We start from the raw sequence: 19,447 nt of genomic DNA, 5'->3' as shown, positions 1-19,447 counted from the left end.
GCATGCGCGACCGCGGCTTGCTGAAAGAATTAATCCAAAATCTTTGCTGCCTGCCGGGCATAGGCCCCAAGTCCGCACAGCGCATGGCGTTTCATCTGTTGCAACGCAACCGCGAAGGCGGCATGCAATTAGGAAAATTGCTGGTCCGAACCATGGAGGAAATCGGCTATTGCAAAGATTGCCGCACCTTCACGGAAGCGGAGCAGTGCGAAATTTGCGCGGACCCGAATCGGGCAAACGACGTAATTTGCATCGTCGAGCACGCCGCAGACGTTTGGCTATTAAATCAAGCAACCGGATTTAACGGCAAATATTTCGTGCTACACGGCCGCCTCTCCCCGTTAGACGGTATCGGTCCGGACGAACTAGGCATTGCACAACTGGAGCATCGCTTCGAACAAAACAATATCAGCGAAGTGATTTTGGCCACCAACACCACTATTGAAGGTCAGGCCACCGCCCACTTCGTGGCTGAATTAGCAGCGAAACATCACATCCGCGCCACCCGCATCGCCCACGGCGTACCCATGGGTGGAGAGCTGGAATTCATAGACAGCGGCACCTTAGCCCATGCGTTTAAGGGGCGGCACGAATTCTGAGATCGCTCCCCGTTAATTGCTATTAAATCCCCTCCCGCCGACTTGTCTGAAAATTTTACAACCCATAGCGGCCAGGCGCGATTATGTTATCGGGATCGATCGCATTTTTCAGTTTACGCAGCAGCTTAGGCTGTACACTCTCGTCCGCCAAAAGCCCCATCGACTGTATCCCTAAGCGATAGGGCACAAACCCTAGTTTGCGCCCCGCATCCAATAACTCCTCATAGCAAGCGTGAGCACGACCAATTTCCGCTTGATTGCGTTTGTCGAACAAAATAGGCACCGTACTGTCCCAACACCTATCCGAAACGCTAGTTAGCGTGATAAGCGGCTCTATCTTGTGCGCCCTGCAAATTCGGCTGGCCATTTCCACAAATTCGCGCGTCACATCCGGCCGCATGGGAATCAGCGGCGAATACCAGATCAACCCGCATCCATCACGGTCCGGATCCATCGGATCACCCTCTTTCGGCTTTTCGCCCGATTTCCAATAGGCCAACGGCAAAGCTATTTCACTCGGTTCACCCGCGAATAAATCCATGGTCTTTTTGAGTGTCGCAACCGTGTTCATGATATGTGCATCGCGAACGACCGGTATTGCTCCCAATAAATGTGCCAAGAACGATACCTTTCCGGGCGTTAAAAACACTAAGCGCGACGCCACTGGAGACAAAATCTTTTTGATTTCCTTTTTAACTGCCGCCACGACACGCTTATTGCCGTATATAGCCCCAACCCCGGTCCAATCCATCACCTGATTGCGCCGCATCATTTTTTGCAATACTGCGTCGGGTATCAATCCGTCTTCTCCAATCGCATCCCATGGATAAGCTTCGGACATCGAAAGCACGCGGTGCTTATTCATCAAATTGATAGAGCCCGTTACCGTTCCCACTTCCCGTAACACTTTGCGGACTTTTTCGACCGCCAGCTCTAACTTGTCATCTCTTTTTACACTAAAAAAGAACGCCTCCATGCGCTCGGGAATCGGCGCCAACGCGATGGTCATCTTGGTGACGATACCAAAATTACCCTGGGAAAAAATTCCGTCGACATAAGGCCCAACACCCCACTTGAACAGATTATTGACATCTCCACCTCCGAATCCATCGAGCATCGAAGTATAAAGCGTGCCATCCGGCAGCACCGCCTCCAAACTCATCACCGCGGCAAAATGGTCGGCATAAGGCGTGATTCCATACCCACGCTCCAGAGCATTCCCGATCAAACTACAATCCGGACCGGCCCCGGTTACGGGGATTAAGAACGAGCAGCCTTTCTTTTGAAGATAAGCATTCAATTTGCGCTGGGTGACTCCAGGCTCCAACGTGACGATACCCGTCTGAGCATCAAACGCTAACACCTTGTCCATTTTCGACAGATCAACGACGACACACCCATCGATGACCGGCGATTTCGAACCGTATCCCCAATTGTTTCCGGTACTGATTGGATAAAGTGGAACTTTATGTTTCCCGGCAATTTCCACTATCGAAATGACTTCGGTAACATCTTTGGGAGTCAACCGAAGCGGCACGCGCTTTGTAGAGCCAAGCGTGGACGCAATAGGTTCCGCGGAAAAATCAACAGCGTCATTACCTAACACAGCCCCCCAATCCAACATCGCTTGTTCAATTTGATGGTCCAACATACATCCTCCACTATTTCGATAAGAGCATAGAATTTCTAACCAACCAAAGACATTTTAGTTAACTGTTCTAAGAGCCATGAAAACTCCAACGTTTTTCAAACGACGCTAGACGCAAAAGTAGTGTTAAGCCGATCTTTACCGTAGAGTGACTAAATTTTATCAGTCCTCCAACGCTACTAACTAAAGCCAGACTTTCGAATTAAGCCACCAAAAATCAACTAGATAGAATTGACAATAGATAAGCAGTGCGCGCGTTAACGTCGCCATGGCGACTCAACAGTGTGTCAATATTTTTTACAAACCAGCATTAAATCTAAGCTGCAAAGCTATCGTCAGATTTTTTAAAGCACGACAAAAACCACCTCAATCCAGAGAATTAATTACAAAACAACTAGTTAAAGACGCTCTTCGGAGCCCCCCGAAACCCAATAGCACACTGGCACACTACATGCTATGTAATTGACGTACTTAATAAACTCGGGGACTACTCTCATGAACAAATTAAACTTATTGGCTGCTTCAGCACTATTGGCAGTAGCTGGCGAAGCCAGCGCTTTAACGGTTTCCACTCCAGACGGAAGCGTAACCTGGGACCCAAACTATGTTAACCTGTCTGAAATTGACTGGATTGGTCAATTTGATTTCACCCAATTCTACAGCACCAGCAGCCTCGCAGAAGGCGCTGACCCTGTTTTGGCTGGAGCAGTAGGCATTAACACCGTATTAGGCAGCTTAACGGGCGACTCTAGCGCTAGCGGCTATTTCTTGTCTGGAGTTGGCGAAATCTACCGCATCAACGAAGCAAACCCTGTTTCTTGCACTACACCCAGCTGCGAATTGACATTTTCTTTCGGCGGCATCGGCCTGAACAACGATCAAACGTTCGACATTACCAACGCCTGGGCAAAAATTTACATCAATGATTTGACACCAAATTTTTCAAATACCTCCATAAACCAAGCTCAAGTCGATGCAGTTAACGAAGGAAGTTTGTTTCTCGATTTAGAATTTAGCTCCCTTGCGTTTACCAGCGGAACGGTAGAAAACGGCGTCGTTAGCGCCACGTTTAACATTATTGGTGGTGCTGCTCAGCCTTATTTCGACCCCCAAACCTTGACCTATACCGCAGACGCGCAATTTAACACCACAACAAATGCTGCGTATTCTAATGGTGGAAACGGCTCTATTTATGGCAATACTCAGGACCTGCCGGAACCTACCACTATCGCGTTGTTAGGCCTTGGCTTACTGGGCCTTGCTCGCTCAAAACGTGAAATCTAATCATTAACTGATATTAGTTCACAACAAAAAGCCGCCTTACGAAATTTTGGCGGCTTTTTTATTTGGGCAAAATTAATTTTTCTTAAGGAATAACCCTTTGAATAGTTCCTTTAGTATTTCATCGGCAAACGCCCTATGCAACTCTGTCGTGGGATGAATCTCGTCCCAAAAAATCAACCCATCTCCTTCCTCAAAGCTAATTGGGCTACACGCCTCCTCATCGACAATAGGACTAAACAAACACCCTGAAGCAGGTCCGGATACAACGCCTCTATTCAAAACAATGTTTTTAACGAGACTATATATATCCACTTTTCTGATATTAACACCCGGCAACCGGCGTAAATCTCTGATCAGCTTATCCAGCTTTGTATTATGCCTACTTGTGTTTTTAGACAACACCCTCGGAATCTCAATATCCGAATATAACTCAGACAGAATATAAGCAAGCGGAATTTCACCTAAATCCGGCAAATTGGGGACCAAAAAATTACGTACCCCCTGACAATACAAGCCAAGTATTGCAATTTTCAGCCTCGAAATAACATCCGCTTCGGAAACCATTTCTCCATTCGCATATTGGTTGATGTAATCATTAGCCCCGCTCCAGACTAGAGCGATACCATGCTTAAGATGCTTGTGATTACCTTTCAATGCCCTAAACATATCTATCTGGCCCAACAACCCTATTACTTCAAATTGCCCTAAAACGCTATTTTTCAAACCAGTTTCAGAGCCACCATATGCAAAGCTTAGGGCTTGTGTCTGTTTGTTAATTTCGACATCAGCAATTCTTTCTACCGGTTTAACCGAAGACCCATCCCCAATGATTTCCCACAAATAATCGACAGCATTTGGCCCATTCGAAAATCGGCCGTTATAATATCTGCCCGCAGGTGGTATGGGTACCGCCACCCCCTCTGTATTTGTTACGATATAGTCATTACCAACATCCGATAAACTATCACCAAATACAAATAAACTTATTTTACCGTTCGCTTGTGCATGCGAACCGAAAAACATTAAAACCAGTAATACAACAAACTTTACAAACATAGACACCTTCTAAAACTGTTAAATTAACCAAAACTAGCTTACATCATAATTCGCCAACCACAAAAAAAACACGAGCCTCCGAATTAAATGCATCTGACTAATAAAGTAGCTCGTCACCTACTGTTTTAATTCGCATTAGGGATGCGTGCGACTACCTAGCCCCCTTTCCCCACAGCACAACTTCAACGGTACTCATCATAATCGCCAAGTCTAAAAACAAGCTGTAGTTTTTAACGTAATATAGGTCGTATTGTAATTTTTGCCACGTATCTTGTTCGCTAGCGCCATAGGGGTAGCATAATTGCGCCCAACCGGTAATCCCAGGTTTTACGCGATGCCGCTCTTTGTAGTAGGGAATTCGGGCTTCAAATCCTTCGACAAATTCGGGACGCTCTGGCCTAGGGCCAACAAAGCTCATTTCGCCTTTCAACACATTAAATAACTGCGGCAATTCGTCAATTCTAAACGTTCGAATGACTTTACCCACGCGGGTCACCCTGTTATCTGTCTGACTTGCCCATTGGGCGCCGTGCTTTTCTGCGTCCACCCGCATGCTACGAAATTTGATTACTTGAAACGGACGGTCTCGATAACCGACTCTAGTCTGCCTATAAAGCACCGGAGCTCCAAAGCCGCTTTCGATATAGATGGCAATCGCGGTGAGTAACATGACCCACCAACTAACCAATAACAGCAGCACACTGGCAATCACGTCGAACCCGCGTTTAATAATCGGCCGCATGCCGTCGTTGACGAACCCATCGGAAAATACCAGCCAACTCGGGGTTAATGCTTCCAGAAACACCAAGCGTTGCTCCCGCTCGTAAAAGGTCTGCAAGTCCATCACGACGACACCGGACATTTTGATGTCCAATAAATCGTCTACCGGTAGTTTCTTGCGTCTATCGTCTATTGCTATAACAATTTCATCCACTTTTTGCTGGGCAACCAGTTGAGCCAACGACAAAGTATCGTTTAATGCAAACACTTCCCCAACTGCTTGCTCTTCGTCTTCCATGGCTAAATAACCGACTATTTCGAATCCTCGAAATACAAATGTGGAATTGACCACATCCAATTCCGCCGCTCGCCGACCGCTTCCTATTACCAATACTCTGCGCTTCAAGTTGTCCAGACTTATAAACCGGTAGAACAAATACCGGGTGCTCAGCATGCCGAAAAACGATACGACGATTGCAGAAATTAACACACTACGAGCCAACATCAGTTCCGGTATCACGTAATAAACGAACACTAAAACGAATATTGCCACGGTAAAACTATAGTTAATCCGCTCGAGTAATTTGTATTCTTCCCGGTCCAGGGATTTCCGATACAAGCCCAATGCGGAGCAACTTAACGAAAACACGGCGGAAAACATTAACGAGGCTTGTGCCATCTCCCACTGCGAATACCAAGACTCGGTGTATAAAAATCTGACGGCCGCTCCGATATGCATGGAGCAATAAAACACCACCCATTCCGCCAACATCAACCATAAGTAAGCAGTCGAGATGTAGTGCCTAAAAATTCTGATCATTCTTGTTGTTCCGAAGGGTCTGGTAGTTAATTTACTCGCGGGAAAGCGACTTACATGAGTAGTTTTCGAATGTGCTCTGCGGGAATCGCATAAGAAATACCGCTGGGATTGCTAATGGCATTTTCTTTACTGCCTTGCACGAACACTTTATTAATGATGCCAACGACTTTAGCATCGCTGATATCATAAAGTGGGCTACCGCTATTGCCGGGATACGCGGTCGCGTCAAGTTGGAATACGTCAAAAGGCGTCGTCAAACTTTTTACCATTTTAAAATTCAATTGCTTACTCGATATGACAGGGATTGCGTTGGGCGATATGGCCGAAACGATACCGCGGTGCGTAACCGGATATAGGCCTAAAACCATCCCAATGGGATAGCCGGTGAATGCATACAACTCGCCTTCCCTAACTGTAGTCGAATCTGCGAGTTCCAGCGCAGGCAGTCGGCCTTGAGTCAAGGTCAAAACGGCCAAATCGTGCTGACTATCGGTTTGCCCCAAACTCACTTCTTGCATCAGTTCGTTTCCGTCTTGCCGATAAAATATAGCAAAACGCTCCAAATGCCCTACGTCTAATTGTTTGCCTACAACATGAGCATTAGTTACCACTTTACGCCCATCGCCAACCGCAAAGCCCGTTCCTAAAAAAACCGCGTTCGGATTCCGCGCCGGCATATAGGTGCCTACCGCAACAACACTCGGCTTCACCTTAAGGATGGTTCCCGGTAACAATTCGCTTCCCGCTTCAGCCCAAGCGCCTGTTCCTAGCAACACACAAATTAAACCGCAAACTAATCTAATACCCATACTTTACAACCTCTACAATAAACTTGCGGCTAATCAGCCTAGGAAATACGGACAAAACCTGTCTCAAAATTTTGCTTATGATAAGTAGATAGCGCTGTCTCGGGCGAGATTGTTTGTTCCATAGCATCGCAACACCGGCAAACTTGTCATCGAACCGACAAAGCCGATTACATCGTTGACGAGTCGTCAAGTTTGCGCTGCTTGAACACAATCCGTATCACTTTGACGATGCAGTAGCATACAAATACCGCAACGCCGACGACGAGGATATTGCTAAGCTTAAACAATTCAAATATCCAGCGAAAAATACTGTCGCGCACCAACTCATCGTCAATTGTAGAATCACCACGCTTAAGCCCCAGCGTTTCAAAATCATTCAAAGGATTGACAGTCTGGGAGGTCAACGGCTGATATACGCCGCCGGAATCGCCACCTTCCGGCCCGAACAATAAACTGGCCGCAAATTCGCTGTTCAATCCTAGAATAGCGCCGACACCCTGCAATTGGCCCGGTAAATCGTAACTTTCTAAAGTCGCTTCCAGCCAGATGTCGATTTGTTTCACCTCTAAATAGGTATCTCCCAGAGACGCGAAATTCTCTTCACCCAACACGTTACGGAATTCGCTTTGCAACTCTCCGATAACCTCGTATCCGCTCACCGCTTGAACGCCGATGAAATCCAAATCCGAAACTTGCAAAGGCTTTCGAGTCAGCATCGCCGCAATGGGGAAACGGCGATTCATGTCATCGGCCTCGTGGTTCGCACTGGCGGCCGCTTCATGAGACTTGGAAATAGGTTTAGGTTTAGGTATAGCCGGCATTGCAGCCCTATGCGAAGAAAACTCGCCCTGCTCATCGACATCCTCATCCACCGCCTCAACAACGTTAGGCTTGGACGGCTTAAGCGATTCTTGCGGTTTTTTTTCCTCACCGGCTTTAGTGGGCGGCTTGGTGAACGCGTCCACCCCCGACTGCTGAGTCGATTGCTGCCCTAGCAGGCCTGAGGTGATGTCCAGCGTCATATCGTCTGCACGCACCGTCCCTAAGCACCAAACAATCGGTACAAACTTAATGAGACGCTTCACAATATCACCCCCTCACAAAAGCCCTATCGCTAACACTGCATAATCGGCGCTATTCCCACCGCTTCGCGCAGCTCCCTCATAAACGGCTGACTGATCGCTCGCGCTTTCTCCGCACCCAGGCATAGCTGCTGCTCGATATGTTCGGGGGCTTGCAGCAAAGCTTCGTATCTCTCACGGGCTGGCGCAATCTCATCGTTTATTTTTTCGAATAAAATTTGCTTCATCTCCCCCCACCCTATGCCCTCCGCATAACGCTGGCGAATCGCGTCGATTTCATGCCGGTTGGCAAACGCTTGATAAATTCCAAACAGCGTGCAGCCTTCCGTTTCTTTGGGCTGCCCCGGCTCCAAGGAATTGGTTTTAATCTTGTTGATGAGTTTGCGCAATTTTTTTTCCGGCTCGAACAACGGAATCGTGTTGTTATAGCTTTTACTCATCTTGCGCCCGTCCAAACCCAATAAGGTCGCCGCGTTATCGTCCAACACGGCCTCAGGCAATACGAAATGTTCACCGTACAAATGATTAAAACGACTAGCAATATCGCGCGCCATCTCAATATGTTGAATTTGGTCTTTGCCGACAGGCACCTGCTGCGCTTTAAACATCAAAATATCCGCGGCCATCAAGACCGGATAGCTGAACAGCCCCATAGTAATGCCCTTATCCGGATCGTTCCCTTGCCCTTCTTCGTTCTCGGCGACCGCAGCCTTGTAGGCATGCGCTCGATTCATCAGCCCCTTCGCCGTCACGCAGGTTAAAATCCAGGTTAACTCTAAAATCTCGGGCACATCCGATTGCCGGTAAAACACCGCGTTTTCGGTATCCAGCCCCAAAGCCAGCCAAGTCGCCGCAATTTCCAAACTGGACTGTTTGACGCGAGCCGGCTCATGGCATTTGATCAACGCATGGTAGTCCGCCAAAAAATAAAAAGGTCTGACCTGCTCATCCTTGCTAGCATTAATAGCAGGACGAATAGCACCGGCATAATTGCCTAAATGCGGTGTACCTGTTGTGGTAATCCCGGTCAGAACGATGGATTTGCTCATATACTTACCTGTGCACTACAGACTAATAGTTGATAAATACTTGGATTCTACACAAATCCGCTTGCTTAGCCGAACATTAACGTCGGATTAACCGATGGAGCAACCATGTCGCGGCAAGACCCGACAATCGGCCCGAGGACGCTGCTATATCTTGGCTAGCCAAATTAACCGGCAACACGCTTTTTTTAACGGCTTTCAGCAGTCATTCGCTGGATCAAAACCACCCAAGGAGGAAACTCGGCATGCGATACACGCTTTTAATCATGACGCTGCTCTTTAGCTACGCTACCTTTGCCGCCTTACGTACTGAAACGATTGAGTACCGGGCAGGCAACACCCGTTTAAAAGGCTATTTAGCCTGGGACGACACTAAAGGAGCACAACAGCCTGGCGTGCTGGTCGTGCACGAATGGTGGGGCTTAAACGACTATGCCCGTAAACGCGCAGAGATGCTTGCCGGGCTCGGATATACGGCTATGGCTTTAGACTTGTACGGAGACGGGCGTCATACCGAGCACGCCAAGGATGCCGCTGCATTTATGAACAGCCTCGCCGCTTCGCCGAGCGCGATTCGACAACGTTTTGAAGCGGCAAAACAACTGCTCAGCCACAGGCCCCAGGTAAACCCCGGTAAAATAGCCGCAATTGGTTATTGTTTCGGCGGCGCAACAGTGTTGAATATGGCTAGACTAGGCTTGGACTTAGCCGCCGTAGTGAGCTTCCACGGCAATTTAACCACCCAAACGCCCGCCCGGCCCGGGCAAATCAAGGCCAAAATACTGGTGTTAAACGGCGCGGACGACAGCTTCGTAACAGCCGATAGCATCTTGGCGTTCAAACAGGAAATGACTGCGGCCGGCGCTGATTACCAGTTTATCAACTATCCGGGCGCTTTACATGGCTTCACCAATCCGGACGCCGACCGGATGGCGAAACGCAATGGACTTCCGCTGGCCTACAACGCCGAAGCCGACAAACAGTCTTGGCTAGCCATGCAAGCACTGTTTGCCCAAGTGTTGCATCCTTAATCTTTCCGCCCGTCATGCAGCATTATGACCGCCTATTCGCGCGATTGGCGGCGTCGGAGTTTCGCAGCCGCTTTCGCCTTAACCAGCCAGATTGGCGCTATCTGCATCACAAGGGTTTGGTACGGATCAGCCGGCACGCCAGCGAATTGGTTCGCCGACGCTTGGCTCCCGCCGTCATTCCTAACGACGGCAAACAAACGCCCTACCATGGCCATCCGGTATTTACCGCACAACATGCTACTGCCTGTTGTTGCCGCGGCTGTTTACAAAAATGGCATGGCATCGCTTGCGGATCCGCCTTAAACACCGACGAACAAAGTTATGTTATCGAGGTACTCATGCATTGGCTGCAACGGGAGCTGGAGAACGGCATCAACCGCCATGGCAACGAACACCACGATTCTGCGCCTCACCAGTTCGACTTGTTCAGCTTCGATGTTTGACAGCTGAAAGCGCGAAACCGATCTTAAACCGGTTTCGCTTATCTTCCTTACCCGGCTGCGCCAGCTGCGCTAGCTTCCGGCACTTCTATCAAGCTACCGGTTTTAACGTCGTATACATAGCCATATACCGGAATGTTAGCCGGCACAAGGGGATGCGCTTTGATCCGCTTTACATCTTCCAATACACTCTGCGCTTGATTTTTGATTGTCAACCAGTTGATAAACTTACCGTCCGTGGAACCCGGGCCTTCCCCACCGTCGTGCCAGCCGGACGCATCGATACTGGCGGTCTTCAAACTGCTAGCCAATAAGTCGCCCATGATTTCATTCGTGAAGGTTTCCATGCCGCAATCAGTATGGTGAATGACGAACCACTCCTTGGTCCCCAGCAATTTATATGAAATCACCAACGAACGGATTGCATCGTCGCTGGCACGGCCGCCGGCATTTCGAATGACGTGAGCATCTCCTTCGGATAGCCCGGCATATTTTGCCGGGTCCAATCGTGCATCCATACAAGTCAAAATAGCAAATTGACGTGCCGGAGGCATTGCCAAGTCGCCTTTGTTGAACCCAGCTACGTACTCACGGTTCGCCATTAATACTTCGTTCAGTATCTTGCTCATAATTATTATCCCCTGGTGTGAAAAAGCGTCCGGCTCCCAATATTACTGCCGGACGTAGTAAGGACTATCTCCGACGCAGATTTTATACATACTTTATTTTGGTTTAAAGACACGACAAGGTTTATAAAATATAAACTTTTGGTTTATATTATTAACATGGACAAATTCAACAACATGCACGTTTTCTGCCGCATAGTCGAGCTAGGCACATTTTCTGCTGTAGCCAAAGAGTTGAAAGTCTCCACGATGATGATCAGCAAATACATCGCACAATTGGAGGCTTCGCTAGGTGTGGTCTTGTTAAACCGAACCACCCGCAGCCTCAGTTTGACCAGTGCCGGCGAAGCCTTTTACAACCGCGGAAAGCAACTGTTGGAAGATTTGGCGGAATTGGAAGCCTCAACCGCACGTCTGGGAGAAAGAATCAGCGGCCAACTCAAAATCAGCGCACCTATCGACTTCGGCGGCATTTACATGGTGCCTGCTATCGAACATTATCTACGCCGTTATCCGGATGTCAGTATCTTAATGACGCTGGATAACAAGCCACCCAATCTACGCGACGGCAGCTTCGATGTTTCTCTTTTGGTAACCGACAAACTGGACCCGGGCGTCGTAGCACGCAAGATTGCCGAAACAGAGTTATGCACCTTCGCCTCGCCGGCTTATCTTAAGTTGAAAGGAGAACCGACCAGCATAGATGAATTAACCAAACACCAATGCTTGCATTACCTGGACACCCCGCACGGGGATTTCTGGCTTTTCGACGTAGCCGGCGAAACTCGTCGGGTTAAAACGCAATGGCTATTGGCCTCCAATAACGGCCGCGCCCTATGTCAAGCTGCAGCCTTGGGCATGGGCATAGTACAAGCGCCGCGCTTGTCGGTAGTATCGTATCTGGACAACGGCGAGTTGGTCGAAATACTGCGAGCCTACCGCCGACCAGCAGTTTCCATATACGCAACCTACCTACAACGGCGTTTTTATCCGGCTAAATTGACCAGTTTCATCGATTTTCTACTCGCTTATTTCGAGCAACCTCCTATCGTTCGGCCACCCGAGCAGTAAACATCACGATAAACGACGCCTTATAAGCAAGGGACCACGCTCCCTTAAGTGAAGAAAGGCCTAAACTCCCGCACAAAAAACCCCGCAAAGCCTAGAAGGCTTGCGGGGTTTTCAACCTCTAACGTATTAAGGCTAGATGGAGGCGGTTACAGGCTGTAGTACATGTCGAACTCAATCGGATGAGTGCTCATGCGTAAACGCTGTACGTCTTGCGATTTCAGATCGATATAGCCGTCGATGGCATCGTCGGTGAATACACCGCCGCGGGTCAAAAACTCGCGGTCCGCATCCAAGGCTTTCAAGGCTTCGTCCAGCGAGAAGCATACCTGCGGAATGGCTTTTTCCTCTTCCGGCGGTAGGTCGTACAAATCTTTGTCCATCGCGTCGCCCGGATGGATTTTGTTTTGAATACCGTCTAAGCCGGCCATCAACATGGCAGAGAAAGCCAAGTATGGGTTGGCGGTCGAATCCGGGAAGCGCACTTCGATACGCCGCGCTTTCGGGTTGGTGACGTAAGGAATACGGATGGACGCAGAGCGGTTACGCGCTGAGTAAGCCAACATTACCGGTGCTTCGAACCCCGGTACCAAGCGCTTGTAACTGTTGGTGGAGGCGTTGGTCAAGGCGTTGATCGCTTTGGCGTGTTTAATAATGCCGCCGATATAGTACAGAGCGGTTTCGGACAAGCCACCGTACAGATTGCCCGAGAACAGATTGACGCCGCCTTTGGACAGAGATTGGTGCACGTGCATGCCGTTGCCGTTGTCGCCGACCAAAGGTTTCGGCATAAAGGTAGCGGTTTTGCCGTAAGCGTGCGCGATATTGGCGATGACGTATTTCAATTCCAATACTTCGTCGGCTTTTTTAACCAAGGTGTTGAATCTGGAGCCGATTTCGCATTGGCCGGCAGTCGCCACCTCGTGGTGATGCACTTCAACGGTTTGTCCCATTTCGCCCAAGACCAAGCACATCGCTGAACGCATGTCCTGAAAAGAGTCGACCGGCGGAACGGGAAAATAACCGCCTTTTACGCCCGGACGGTGGCCAATGTTGCCGTTTTCGTAGACTTTTTCGGAGTTCCAACCGGCTTCTTCGGAGTCGACTTGGTAAGAGCAACCACCCATGCTGGCACTCCAACGTACGTCGTCGAAAATAAAGAATTCGTTTTCGGGGCCGAACAGGGCGGTGTCGGCAATACCGGTAGATTGCATGTAGGCTTCGGCGCGTTTGGCGATGGAGCGCGGATCGCGACCGTAGCCCTGCATGTCTTTGGGCTCAATGATGTCGCAGCGCAAAATCATTGTTTTGTCGTCGAAGAATGGATCGATTTTAGCGGTGCTGGCGTCCGGCATCAGAATCATGTCGGATTCGTTGATGTGTTTCCAACCGGCAACGGAAGAACCGTCGAACATTTTGCCTTCTTCAAAAGTGTCTGCGTCTACGGCGTGAGCAGGAAAAGTCACGTGTTGCTCTTTGCCGCGGGAGTCGCAAAAACGAAAATCAACGAATTTCACGTCGTTTTCTTGCATAAGTTTGAGTGCGCTATCTACTGACATCGGCCAAAATCTCCTACTGGTTTAATTATTAGTGATGGTTAAAAAACGATGCTTACGATAGCACCAATCAGTGGAAAGAGCTATAGAAATCAATGCCTCCAGCTCGGCTGACCGAACGGGAGGCTTGGTTTGATTTCTAAAGCGGCGGGCTAATTAGAATGTAACGATGAAATCGGCGGTAACCAGAAGCTGGTTACGGCCGTTGCCGTTGTCGAAAGCTTTGACGTCGTCGGTAAAGTCATAGCGAACGTTAGGACGTAGATTCAACCACGCCATCGGTTTATAGCTCAACCCTGCAGTAATACCATAATAACTGCTACCGGCAAGCGGGTAGCTGGTAGCGTTGGGGCAGGCATAATTGCTGCCGATGTTTCCCGCAGCCGCAAAACAGCGGCCGGGTCCGTTGATGCGATAACCGTTATGGTCGCGGAACCATTCCGCCCGTAAACCGGCGGACAGCTTGTCGTTGACGTCGTAAATCAGATAGTTGTTGATGCCGTACCATTCGGCGTCGCCATTGTCGGACAAAGCCCCTACGTTATCGGCAAAACCATGATCGTGCTGGATGATGTAATGCAGGTTGTCCTTGAAATCGTGTTTGCCGACAACACTGTACATATTCCAAGCACCGCTGTTATTCTCCGCCACTTCGCCTGCGGTAGAGGTAACCGCCAAAGACGTTCCCGCGTCGTTGCTGGTCCAGGTTACGCCGCCCAAGAATGCCCAGTTGCCCAAGCCACGATCGAAGTTGCCGTCCCAACCGCCGGTATTGCTGCCGGTTACCGCGCCAGCGGAGATGTTCCAATTATCGTCTATCGAGTAGTTGGCCAAGATACCGGTGTGGGTGAAAGGCTCGCCGTACTGCATGGTGTAGGGCTTGGTGATGAAGAAGTTGTCCGGCGAGGTTACGACTTCGTAGCCGATGATGGTGTAAAAGTGTCCGACTTTTACGTCAACCCCGGTACCTATCGGCAAATTGAATTCGGCGTAGGCTTGCGGAAACGCAATGCCGTAAAAGCGCTCGTCGCGGCCGTTGATGTGCAAGTCCCAGTTACCGCGGTTCACATAAGCGTTACCGTAGGCTTGGGTGAAAATGGCGTCGGTACCGTACATGAAGTCGAACCGACCGCCAAAATCAAATTGATCGCCGCTTACATTCACTTCTTTTTGGAAATACAAATACAGCTGATTCATCTGCACTTCGCCGGTGCGATCGTTAAACGTGATCGGTCCGTTGAAACCATCGCTGTGGCTGCCGCTCATGTTTGCACTGATACTGCTGTTAACCCAGCCGCCGAATTTCAGATTGTTGTTTTTCATGAAACCGAGCTCATTCGGATCCGCGCCCAACGCGCCCAGAAGACCCGGAGCCTCCATCCAATTATCGCCGGCATAAACGGTATTTGCCGCTAGCGTTAATGCGATTGCCAGATATGTGCGGGGAAAGGTAATAGGTGGTTTTATCATAATTTTCTCCGGTAAATGCTCACCCATAAACGCAGCATTTACCATGCCAAAGACAAAGACTATATTTATCAATAGCTTGAAGATATAAGCCCTACTCAATCCATTCTGATCGCACAAACTTAGTGCATCAAGTGCACCACTTTTGTTGCTAAAAACCAATTTTTTGTTGTTGCGCAACAAGAATTTTAAGCAAATTAGCCTAAAAACGACAAAAAACAACAGTGCTTGAGCACAAAACCCGGACACTAGCTCCAAAATAAAGCAAAACGTACCATTTTGGTGCTTTGAAATGGAAAATTCTGAACCTCCCAGACAAAAGCCTTTATAAAACAGCTGCTTCAATACTGGTATGCTCTTTGCTTTTGAGAATAGCGTTATTTACGAAACCCCAGGGGTAATTTGGCCATGAACTTAAGAGGTATGCATTTATGAAACTTATAACAGCGGTAGTAAAGCCATTTAAGCTGGACGATGTGCGCGAAGCACTGTCCGACATTGGTGTATCGGGTGTTACCGTGACTGAAGTAAAGGGTTTTGGGCGTCAAAAAGGCCATACCGAATTATATCGTGGCGCGGAATACGTCGTGGACTTCCTGCCCAAGGCAAAAATCGAAGTAGCCGTAGCGGATAATCTGGTCGATCAAGCGGTAGAAGCCATAGTCAAAGTGGCCAATACCGGAAAAATCGGCGATGGCAAGATTTTTGTCGCCAATTTGGAGCAGGTTGTGCGAATTAGAACCGGCGAATCCGGCGAAGAAGCCCTTTAAACCATTAGCGAGGATAAAACAATGAAACAAATTTACCTAACTGTTGCGTCGCTCGTGCTTGCGGGGTTTTGCGGGGTTAGCTATGCCCAGGAAGTTGCAGAGCAAACAGTTGATAAAGGCGATACCGCTTGGATGCTGGTATCGACTTTGCTGGTTACTCTGATGGTCATTCCGGGGCTGGCGCTGTTTTACGGAGGCATGGTACGGGCAAAAAATATGCTTTCGATACTGATGCAAGTATTCGTAATTTTTTCTTTGTCTGCCATTTTGTGGGCAACCTACGGCTACAGCGTCGCATTTACGGAAGGAAATGCTTTTTTTGGCGGTTTTAGTAAGGCATTTTTAAGCGGCGTCACACCCGAGTCTCTTGCCGCCACTTTTAGCAAGGGCGTGTACGTCCCCGAATATGTTTACATTGCATTCCAATTGACTTTTTCGGCCATAACGCCTGCATTGATTGTTGGCGCTTTTGCCGAAAGGGTTAAATTCTCGGCAGTTCTAATGTTTACCGTCCTCTGGTTTACATTTTGCTATTTACCCATGGCTCACATGGTTTGGTATTGGGCCGGTCCGGACGCCTATACCGATCAAGCGGCCGCGGATGCCGCAGCAAGTACCGCAGGCTTCCTATTTCAAAAAGGCGCACTGGATTTCGCCGGCGGCACCGTAGTCCACATTAACGCCGGCATCGCCGGTCTGGTTGGCTGCTTAATGATCGGCAAGCGCATTGGCTACGGCAAGGAGTTTATTGCTCCGCATAGCTTGACCTTAAACTTGGTGGGAGCTTCTTTGCTGTGGGTCGGCTGGTTTGGATTCAACGCGGGTTCAAACCTGGAAGCAAACGGACTGGGAGCCATGGTTTTTCTAAACACCATGCTGGCCGCCGCCGCCGCCACACTGGGCTGGATGGGCGTGGAATGGATGGCCCGCGGCAAACCCAGCATGCTGGGCGCCACTTCCGGTGCAATCGCCGGTTTAGTAGCCATCACGCCGGCGTGCGGATGGGCCGGACCAATGGGCTCAATCTTCTTGGGTTTGATAGCCGGGGCTGTTTGTTTCTGGGCCGTAAGCGGATTGAAACACTCTTTAGGATATGACGACAGCTTGGATGCCTTTGGCGTCCACGGCATAGGCGGCATCATAGGCGCACTGGGAACCGCAATCGTAGCGAGTCCGGCTCTTGGCGGCTCAGGCGTATGGGATTATGTATCCAACTCTGTCGCCGAGTACGACATGGCTGCACAATTGGGCAGTCAGACATGGGGCGTGATGACGGCGATTGTATGGTCGGGAGGCGTATCGTTTTTAGCCTTCAAACTCACCGACATCATGCTGGGTTTGCGCGTCGACGAGGCTTCCGAGCGCGAGGGCCTGGATATAACCACGCACGGCGAATCCTCATACAACCTCTAGTTGCAGCAATTTTAAACACTGTAAAGCGGACCGCCTCACTGGGGAGGTCCGCTCCGGATTGCCGAATCTCACTAGACATTGTTTCCGCAACTAAAATTGTATGTTGACCTAGAATTTTTTATCATTCCCATAAGTTTTGATAGCGTGCCTACTTTCTGTTTGATTGCTATCTCTACGTTATCATCTAGTACTAAAATCAAGCCGATAAGTGGCATTTTTACAATTCATTTTTTGGGGAAGCGATGAAATTAATAACCGCGATTATCAAGCCGTTTAAATTGGACGATGTACGCGAAGCGTTGTCGGATATCGGTGTAGCCGGGGTAACCGCCACGGAAGTTAAAGGTTTCGGCCGGCAAAAAGGGCATACGGAACTTTATAGGGGGGCCGAATACGTGGTCGATTTTCTACCTAAGGTCAAACTGGAAATCGCTGTAACGGAAGCCATCGTTGACCAAGCGGTCGAAGCTATCGTCAAATCCGCCAACACCGGGAAAATCGGCGACGGCAAAATATTCGTAACCAACCTGGAACAAGTTATCCGTATCCGTACCGGAGAAACCGGGCCGGACGCTATTTAGCGCTAACGCAGCCGTTTCGATCACCACAAAATCGCCGGGCCGTAAGGCCCAGGCGATTTTGTTGTTTTAATCGGCGGCAATAATCATGCTAACCATCCACCAATCACCACCATGACAAGAATAATAAAAATCGTATTGCCGGCTTTACCGGCTTTCTTGCTGCCGAATTCAGCAATGGCGGCCACCCTCAATCAAGCAAATACGGCCTGGGTGTTAACCTCTACCGCCCTGGTGTTGTTCATGACAATACCCGGCTTGTCGCTGTTTTACGGCGGTTTGGTACGCAGCAAAAACGTTTTGTCCGTATTAATGCAATGCTTTTCCATTACCTGCTTGGTATCCATCCTCTGGTTGGCAGGCGCTTACAGCTTTATTTTCGCCGACGGTGGAGACTGGCAAGGTTTTATCGGCGGAGCGGAAAAAATGTTCGTGCCGGACATGGGCACTGCCTCTCTGACAGGCGATATTCCTGAAACCGTATATTTCATGTTTCAGATGACCTTTGCGATTATCACGCCCGCGCTGATCGTCGGCGGTTTTGCCGAGCGCATGAAGTTTTCTTCGATGTTGTGGTTTAGCGCATTATGGTTGATTTTGGTATACACCCCGGTTTGCCATTGGCTATGGGGCGGCGGCTGGCTGGCCCAACTTGGAGCCAAAGATTTTGCCGGCGGAATCGTCATTCACGTGAATGCCGGCGTCGCCGCTTTGGTCGCCGCTTTGGTCATGGGTCCAAGACGCGGCTTTCCGACGACGGCCATGCCTCCGCACAACATGACCATGGTGGTGACCGGCGCCGGTATGCTGTGGTTCGGTTGGTTCGGCTTCAACGGCGGCAGCGCCTTGACGTCCAACGGCAATGCCGGTATGGCTATCGCCGTTACCCACATCGCGGCCGCGGCAGGCTCGTTGACATGGATGTCTATCGAGTGGCTACGCTTCGGCAAACCCAGCGTGTTAGGCATCGTTACCGGGATGGTGGCCGGCCTGGGGACGATCACCCCGGCGTCCGGATTCGTTGGCCCGTTCGGTGGCTTGGTAATCGGCATCATCGCCGGTACGGTATGTTTTTACGCCACGCAATACGTTAAGCGCCGTTTGAAAATCGACGATTCCTTGGACGTCTTTCCGGTGCACGGCGTCGGCGGCTGCATAGGCTCGATATTGACCGGTGTTTTTGCCGCCGACAGCTTGGGCGGCTTGGGTCTTGCCGGCATTAGCATGCAAGAACAAGTCGGGGTGCAAGCTTTAGCGGTATTGGCTACAGCGGCGTGGAGCGCTGTATTCAGCTATTTAGCACTTAAAGTGATCGATATGGCCATAGGTTTGCGGGTCAGCGAAGATATCGAAGTCGAAGGCCTCGACATCGGCTTGCACGAGGAAACCGGATACCACAACTTGTAACGCCCTGATTACTCTCCGCACCTTGAT

18 protein-coding genes are annotated in these 19,447 nt (G+C 49.5%); 9 read left to right on the top strand and 9 right to left on the bottom strand.

Annotated elements, in window-relative coordinates:
- Positions 1–2 precede the first annotated feature (2 nt).
- Positions 3–599, top strand: a complete 597-nt coding sequence (recR, locus tag AB0A83_RS02385; protein WP_150046404.1) for a recombination mediator RecR — start codon at positions 3–5, stop codon at positions 597–599.
- A 55-nt stretch (positions 600–654) separates the two neighbouring features.
- Here recR and AB0A83_RS02380 read toward each other — a convergent pair whose 3' ends face one another.
- The gene (locus tag AB0A83_RS02380; protein ID WP_367155328.1) at positions 655–2,250 is read right to left on the bottom strand and encodes an FAD-binding oxidoreductase; all 1,596 of its coding nucleotides are present in this window, start codon (positions 2,248–2,250) and stop codon (positions 655–657) included.
- A 492-nt stretch (positions 2,251–2,742) separates the two neighbouring features.
- On the opposite strand from AB0A83_RS02380, the gene AB0A83_RS02375 reads away from it, so the two are divergent.
- Entirely contained in the window at positions 2,743–3,531 is a 789-nt protein-coding gene (locus tag AB0A83_RS02375; protein ID WP_367155327.1) for a PEP-CTERM sorting domain-containing protein, read from the top strand.
- 72 nt (positions 3,532–3,603) lie between these two features.
- Here AB0A83_RS02375 and AB0A83_RS02370 read toward each other — a convergent pair whose 3' ends face one another.
- The 5 genes from AB0A83_RS02370 to AB0A83_RS02350 form a co-directional block, all read right to left on the bottom strand.
- A complete protein-coding gene (locus AB0A83_RS02370) occupies positions 3,604–4,587 on the bottom strand; it encodes an SGNH/GDSL hydrolase family protein (RefSeq protein ID WP_367155326.1) in 984 nt (327 codons plus the stop codon).
- Between the two features lie 151 nt (positions 4,588–4,738).
- Positions 4,739–6,127: a TIGR03013 family XrtA/PEP-CTERM system glycosyltransferase gene (locus AB0A83_RS02365; protein WP_150046394.1), complete on the bottom strand. Its 1,389-nt coding sequence runs from the start codon at positions 6,125–6,127 to the stop codon at positions 4,739–4,741.
- A 50-nt stretch (positions 6,128–6,177) separates the two neighbouring features.
- Entirely contained in the window at positions 6,178–6,936 is a 759-nt protein-coding gene (locus AB0A83_RS02360; RefSeq protein WP_367155325.1) for a serine protease, read from the bottom strand.
- Positions 6,937–7,103: 167 nt separating this feature from the next.
- Positions 7,104–7,958 (bottom strand): hypothetical protein, encoded by an 855-nt coding sequence (locus AB0A83_RS02355; protein WP_367155324.1) that lies wholly within the window; start codon positions 7,956–7,958, stop codon positions 7,104–7,106.
- A gap of 92 nt (positions 7,959–8,050) precedes the next feature.
- Entirely contained in the window at positions 8,051–9,067 is a 1,017-nt protein-coding gene (locus AB0A83_RS02350; RefSeq protein ID WP_367155323.1) for a tryptophan--tRNA ligase, read from the bottom strand.
- A 263-nt stretch (positions 9,068–9,330) separates the two neighbouring features.
- Here AB0A83_RS02350 and AB0A83_RS02345 point away from each other — a divergent pair, with 263 nt between their 5' ends.
- The gene (locus AB0A83_RS02345; RefSeq protein WP_232056750.1) at positions 9,331–10,095 is read left to right on the top strand and encodes a dienelactone hydrolase family protein; all 765 of its coding nucleotides are present in this window, start codon (positions 9,331–9,333) and stop codon (positions 10,093–10,095) included.
- A 14-nt stretch (positions 10,096–10,109) separates the two neighbouring features.
- A complete protein-coding gene (locus AB0A83_RS02340; protein ID WP_367155322.1) occupies positions 10,110–10,538 on the top strand; it encodes a DUF4186 domain-containing protein in 429 nt (142 codons plus the stop codon).
- 47 nt (positions 10,539–10,585) lie between these two features.
- Here the strand turns inward: AB0A83_RS02340 and AB0A83_RS02335 are convergent, their stop codons facing one another.
- Complete coding sequence (locus AB0A83_RS02335; RefSeq protein ID WP_150046383.1) at positions 10,586–11,164, bottom strand: carbonic anhydrase; 579 nt, start codon at positions 11,162–11,164, stop codon at positions 10,586–10,588.
- Between the two features lie 156 nt (positions 11,165–11,320).
- Between AB0A83_RS02335 and AB0A83_RS02330 the strand changes: the two genes are divergently transcribed.
- Positions 11,321–12,232, top strand: a complete 912-nt coding sequence (locus AB0A83_RS02330) for a LysR family transcriptional regulator (RefSeq protein WP_150046381.1) — start codon at positions 11,321–11,323, stop codon at positions 12,230–12,232.
- A 146-nt stretch (positions 12,233–12,378) separates the two neighbouring features.
- Here AB0A83_RS02330 and glnA read toward each other — a convergent pair whose 3' ends face one another.
- The gene (glnA, locus tag AB0A83_RS02325; protein ID WP_150046380.1) at positions 12,379–13,788 is read right to left on the bottom strand and encodes a glutamate--ammonia ligase; all 1,410 of its coding nucleotides are present in this window, start codon (positions 13,786–13,788) and stop codon (positions 12,379–12,381) included.
- 153 nt (positions 13,789–13,941) lie between these two features.
- Positions 13,942–15,255, bottom strand: a complete 1,314-nt coding sequence (locus AB0A83_RS02320; protein WP_150046378.1) for a porin — start codon at positions 15,253–15,255, stop codon at positions 13,942–13,944.
- A 428-nt stretch (positions 15,256–15,683) separates the two neighbouring features.
- Between AB0A83_RS02320 and glnK the strand changes: the two genes are divergently transcribed.
- The 4 genes from glnK to AB0A83_RS02300 all read left to right on the top strand — a co-directional run bounded on the left by glnK (position 15,684) and on the right by AB0A83_RS02300 (position 19,420).
- Entirely contained in the window at positions 15,684–16,022 is a 339-nt protein-coding gene (gene glnK / locus AB0A83_RS02315) for a P-II family nitrogen regulator (RefSeq protein ID WP_150046377.1), read from the top strand.
- Positions 16,023–16,043: 21 nt separating this feature from the next.
- Positions 16,044–17,435, top strand: a complete 1,392-nt coding sequence (locus tag AB0A83_RS02310; RefSeq protein WP_150046375.1) for an ammonium transporter — start codon at positions 16,044–16,046, stop codon at positions 17,433–17,435.
- A 242-nt stretch (positions 17,436–17,677) separates the two neighbouring features.
- Positions 17,678–18,016, top strand: coding sequence for a P-II family nitrogen regulator (locus AB0A83_RS02305; protein ID WP_150046373.1), 339 nt, complete (start codon positions 17,678–17,680; stop codon positions 18,014–18,016).
- A 174-nt stretch (positions 18,017–18,190) separates the two neighbouring features.
- Positions 18,191–19,420, top strand: a complete 1,230-nt coding sequence (locus tag AB0A83_RS02300) for an ammonium transporter (RefSeq protein WP_232056848.1) — start codon at positions 18,191–18,193, stop codon at positions 19,418–19,420.
- Positions 19,421–19,447 lie beyond the last annotated feature (27 nt).

Origin of the sequence: Methylomonas sp. HYX-M1, from assembly GCF_040741385.1 — a bacterium.
GTDB lineage: Bacteria > Pseudomonadota > Gammaproteobacteria > Methylococcales > Methylomonadaceae > Methylomonas > Methylomonas rhizoryzae.
Note: the sequence above shows the minus strand (reverse complement) of the source record. Positions and strands in the feature narration are given on the sequence as shown.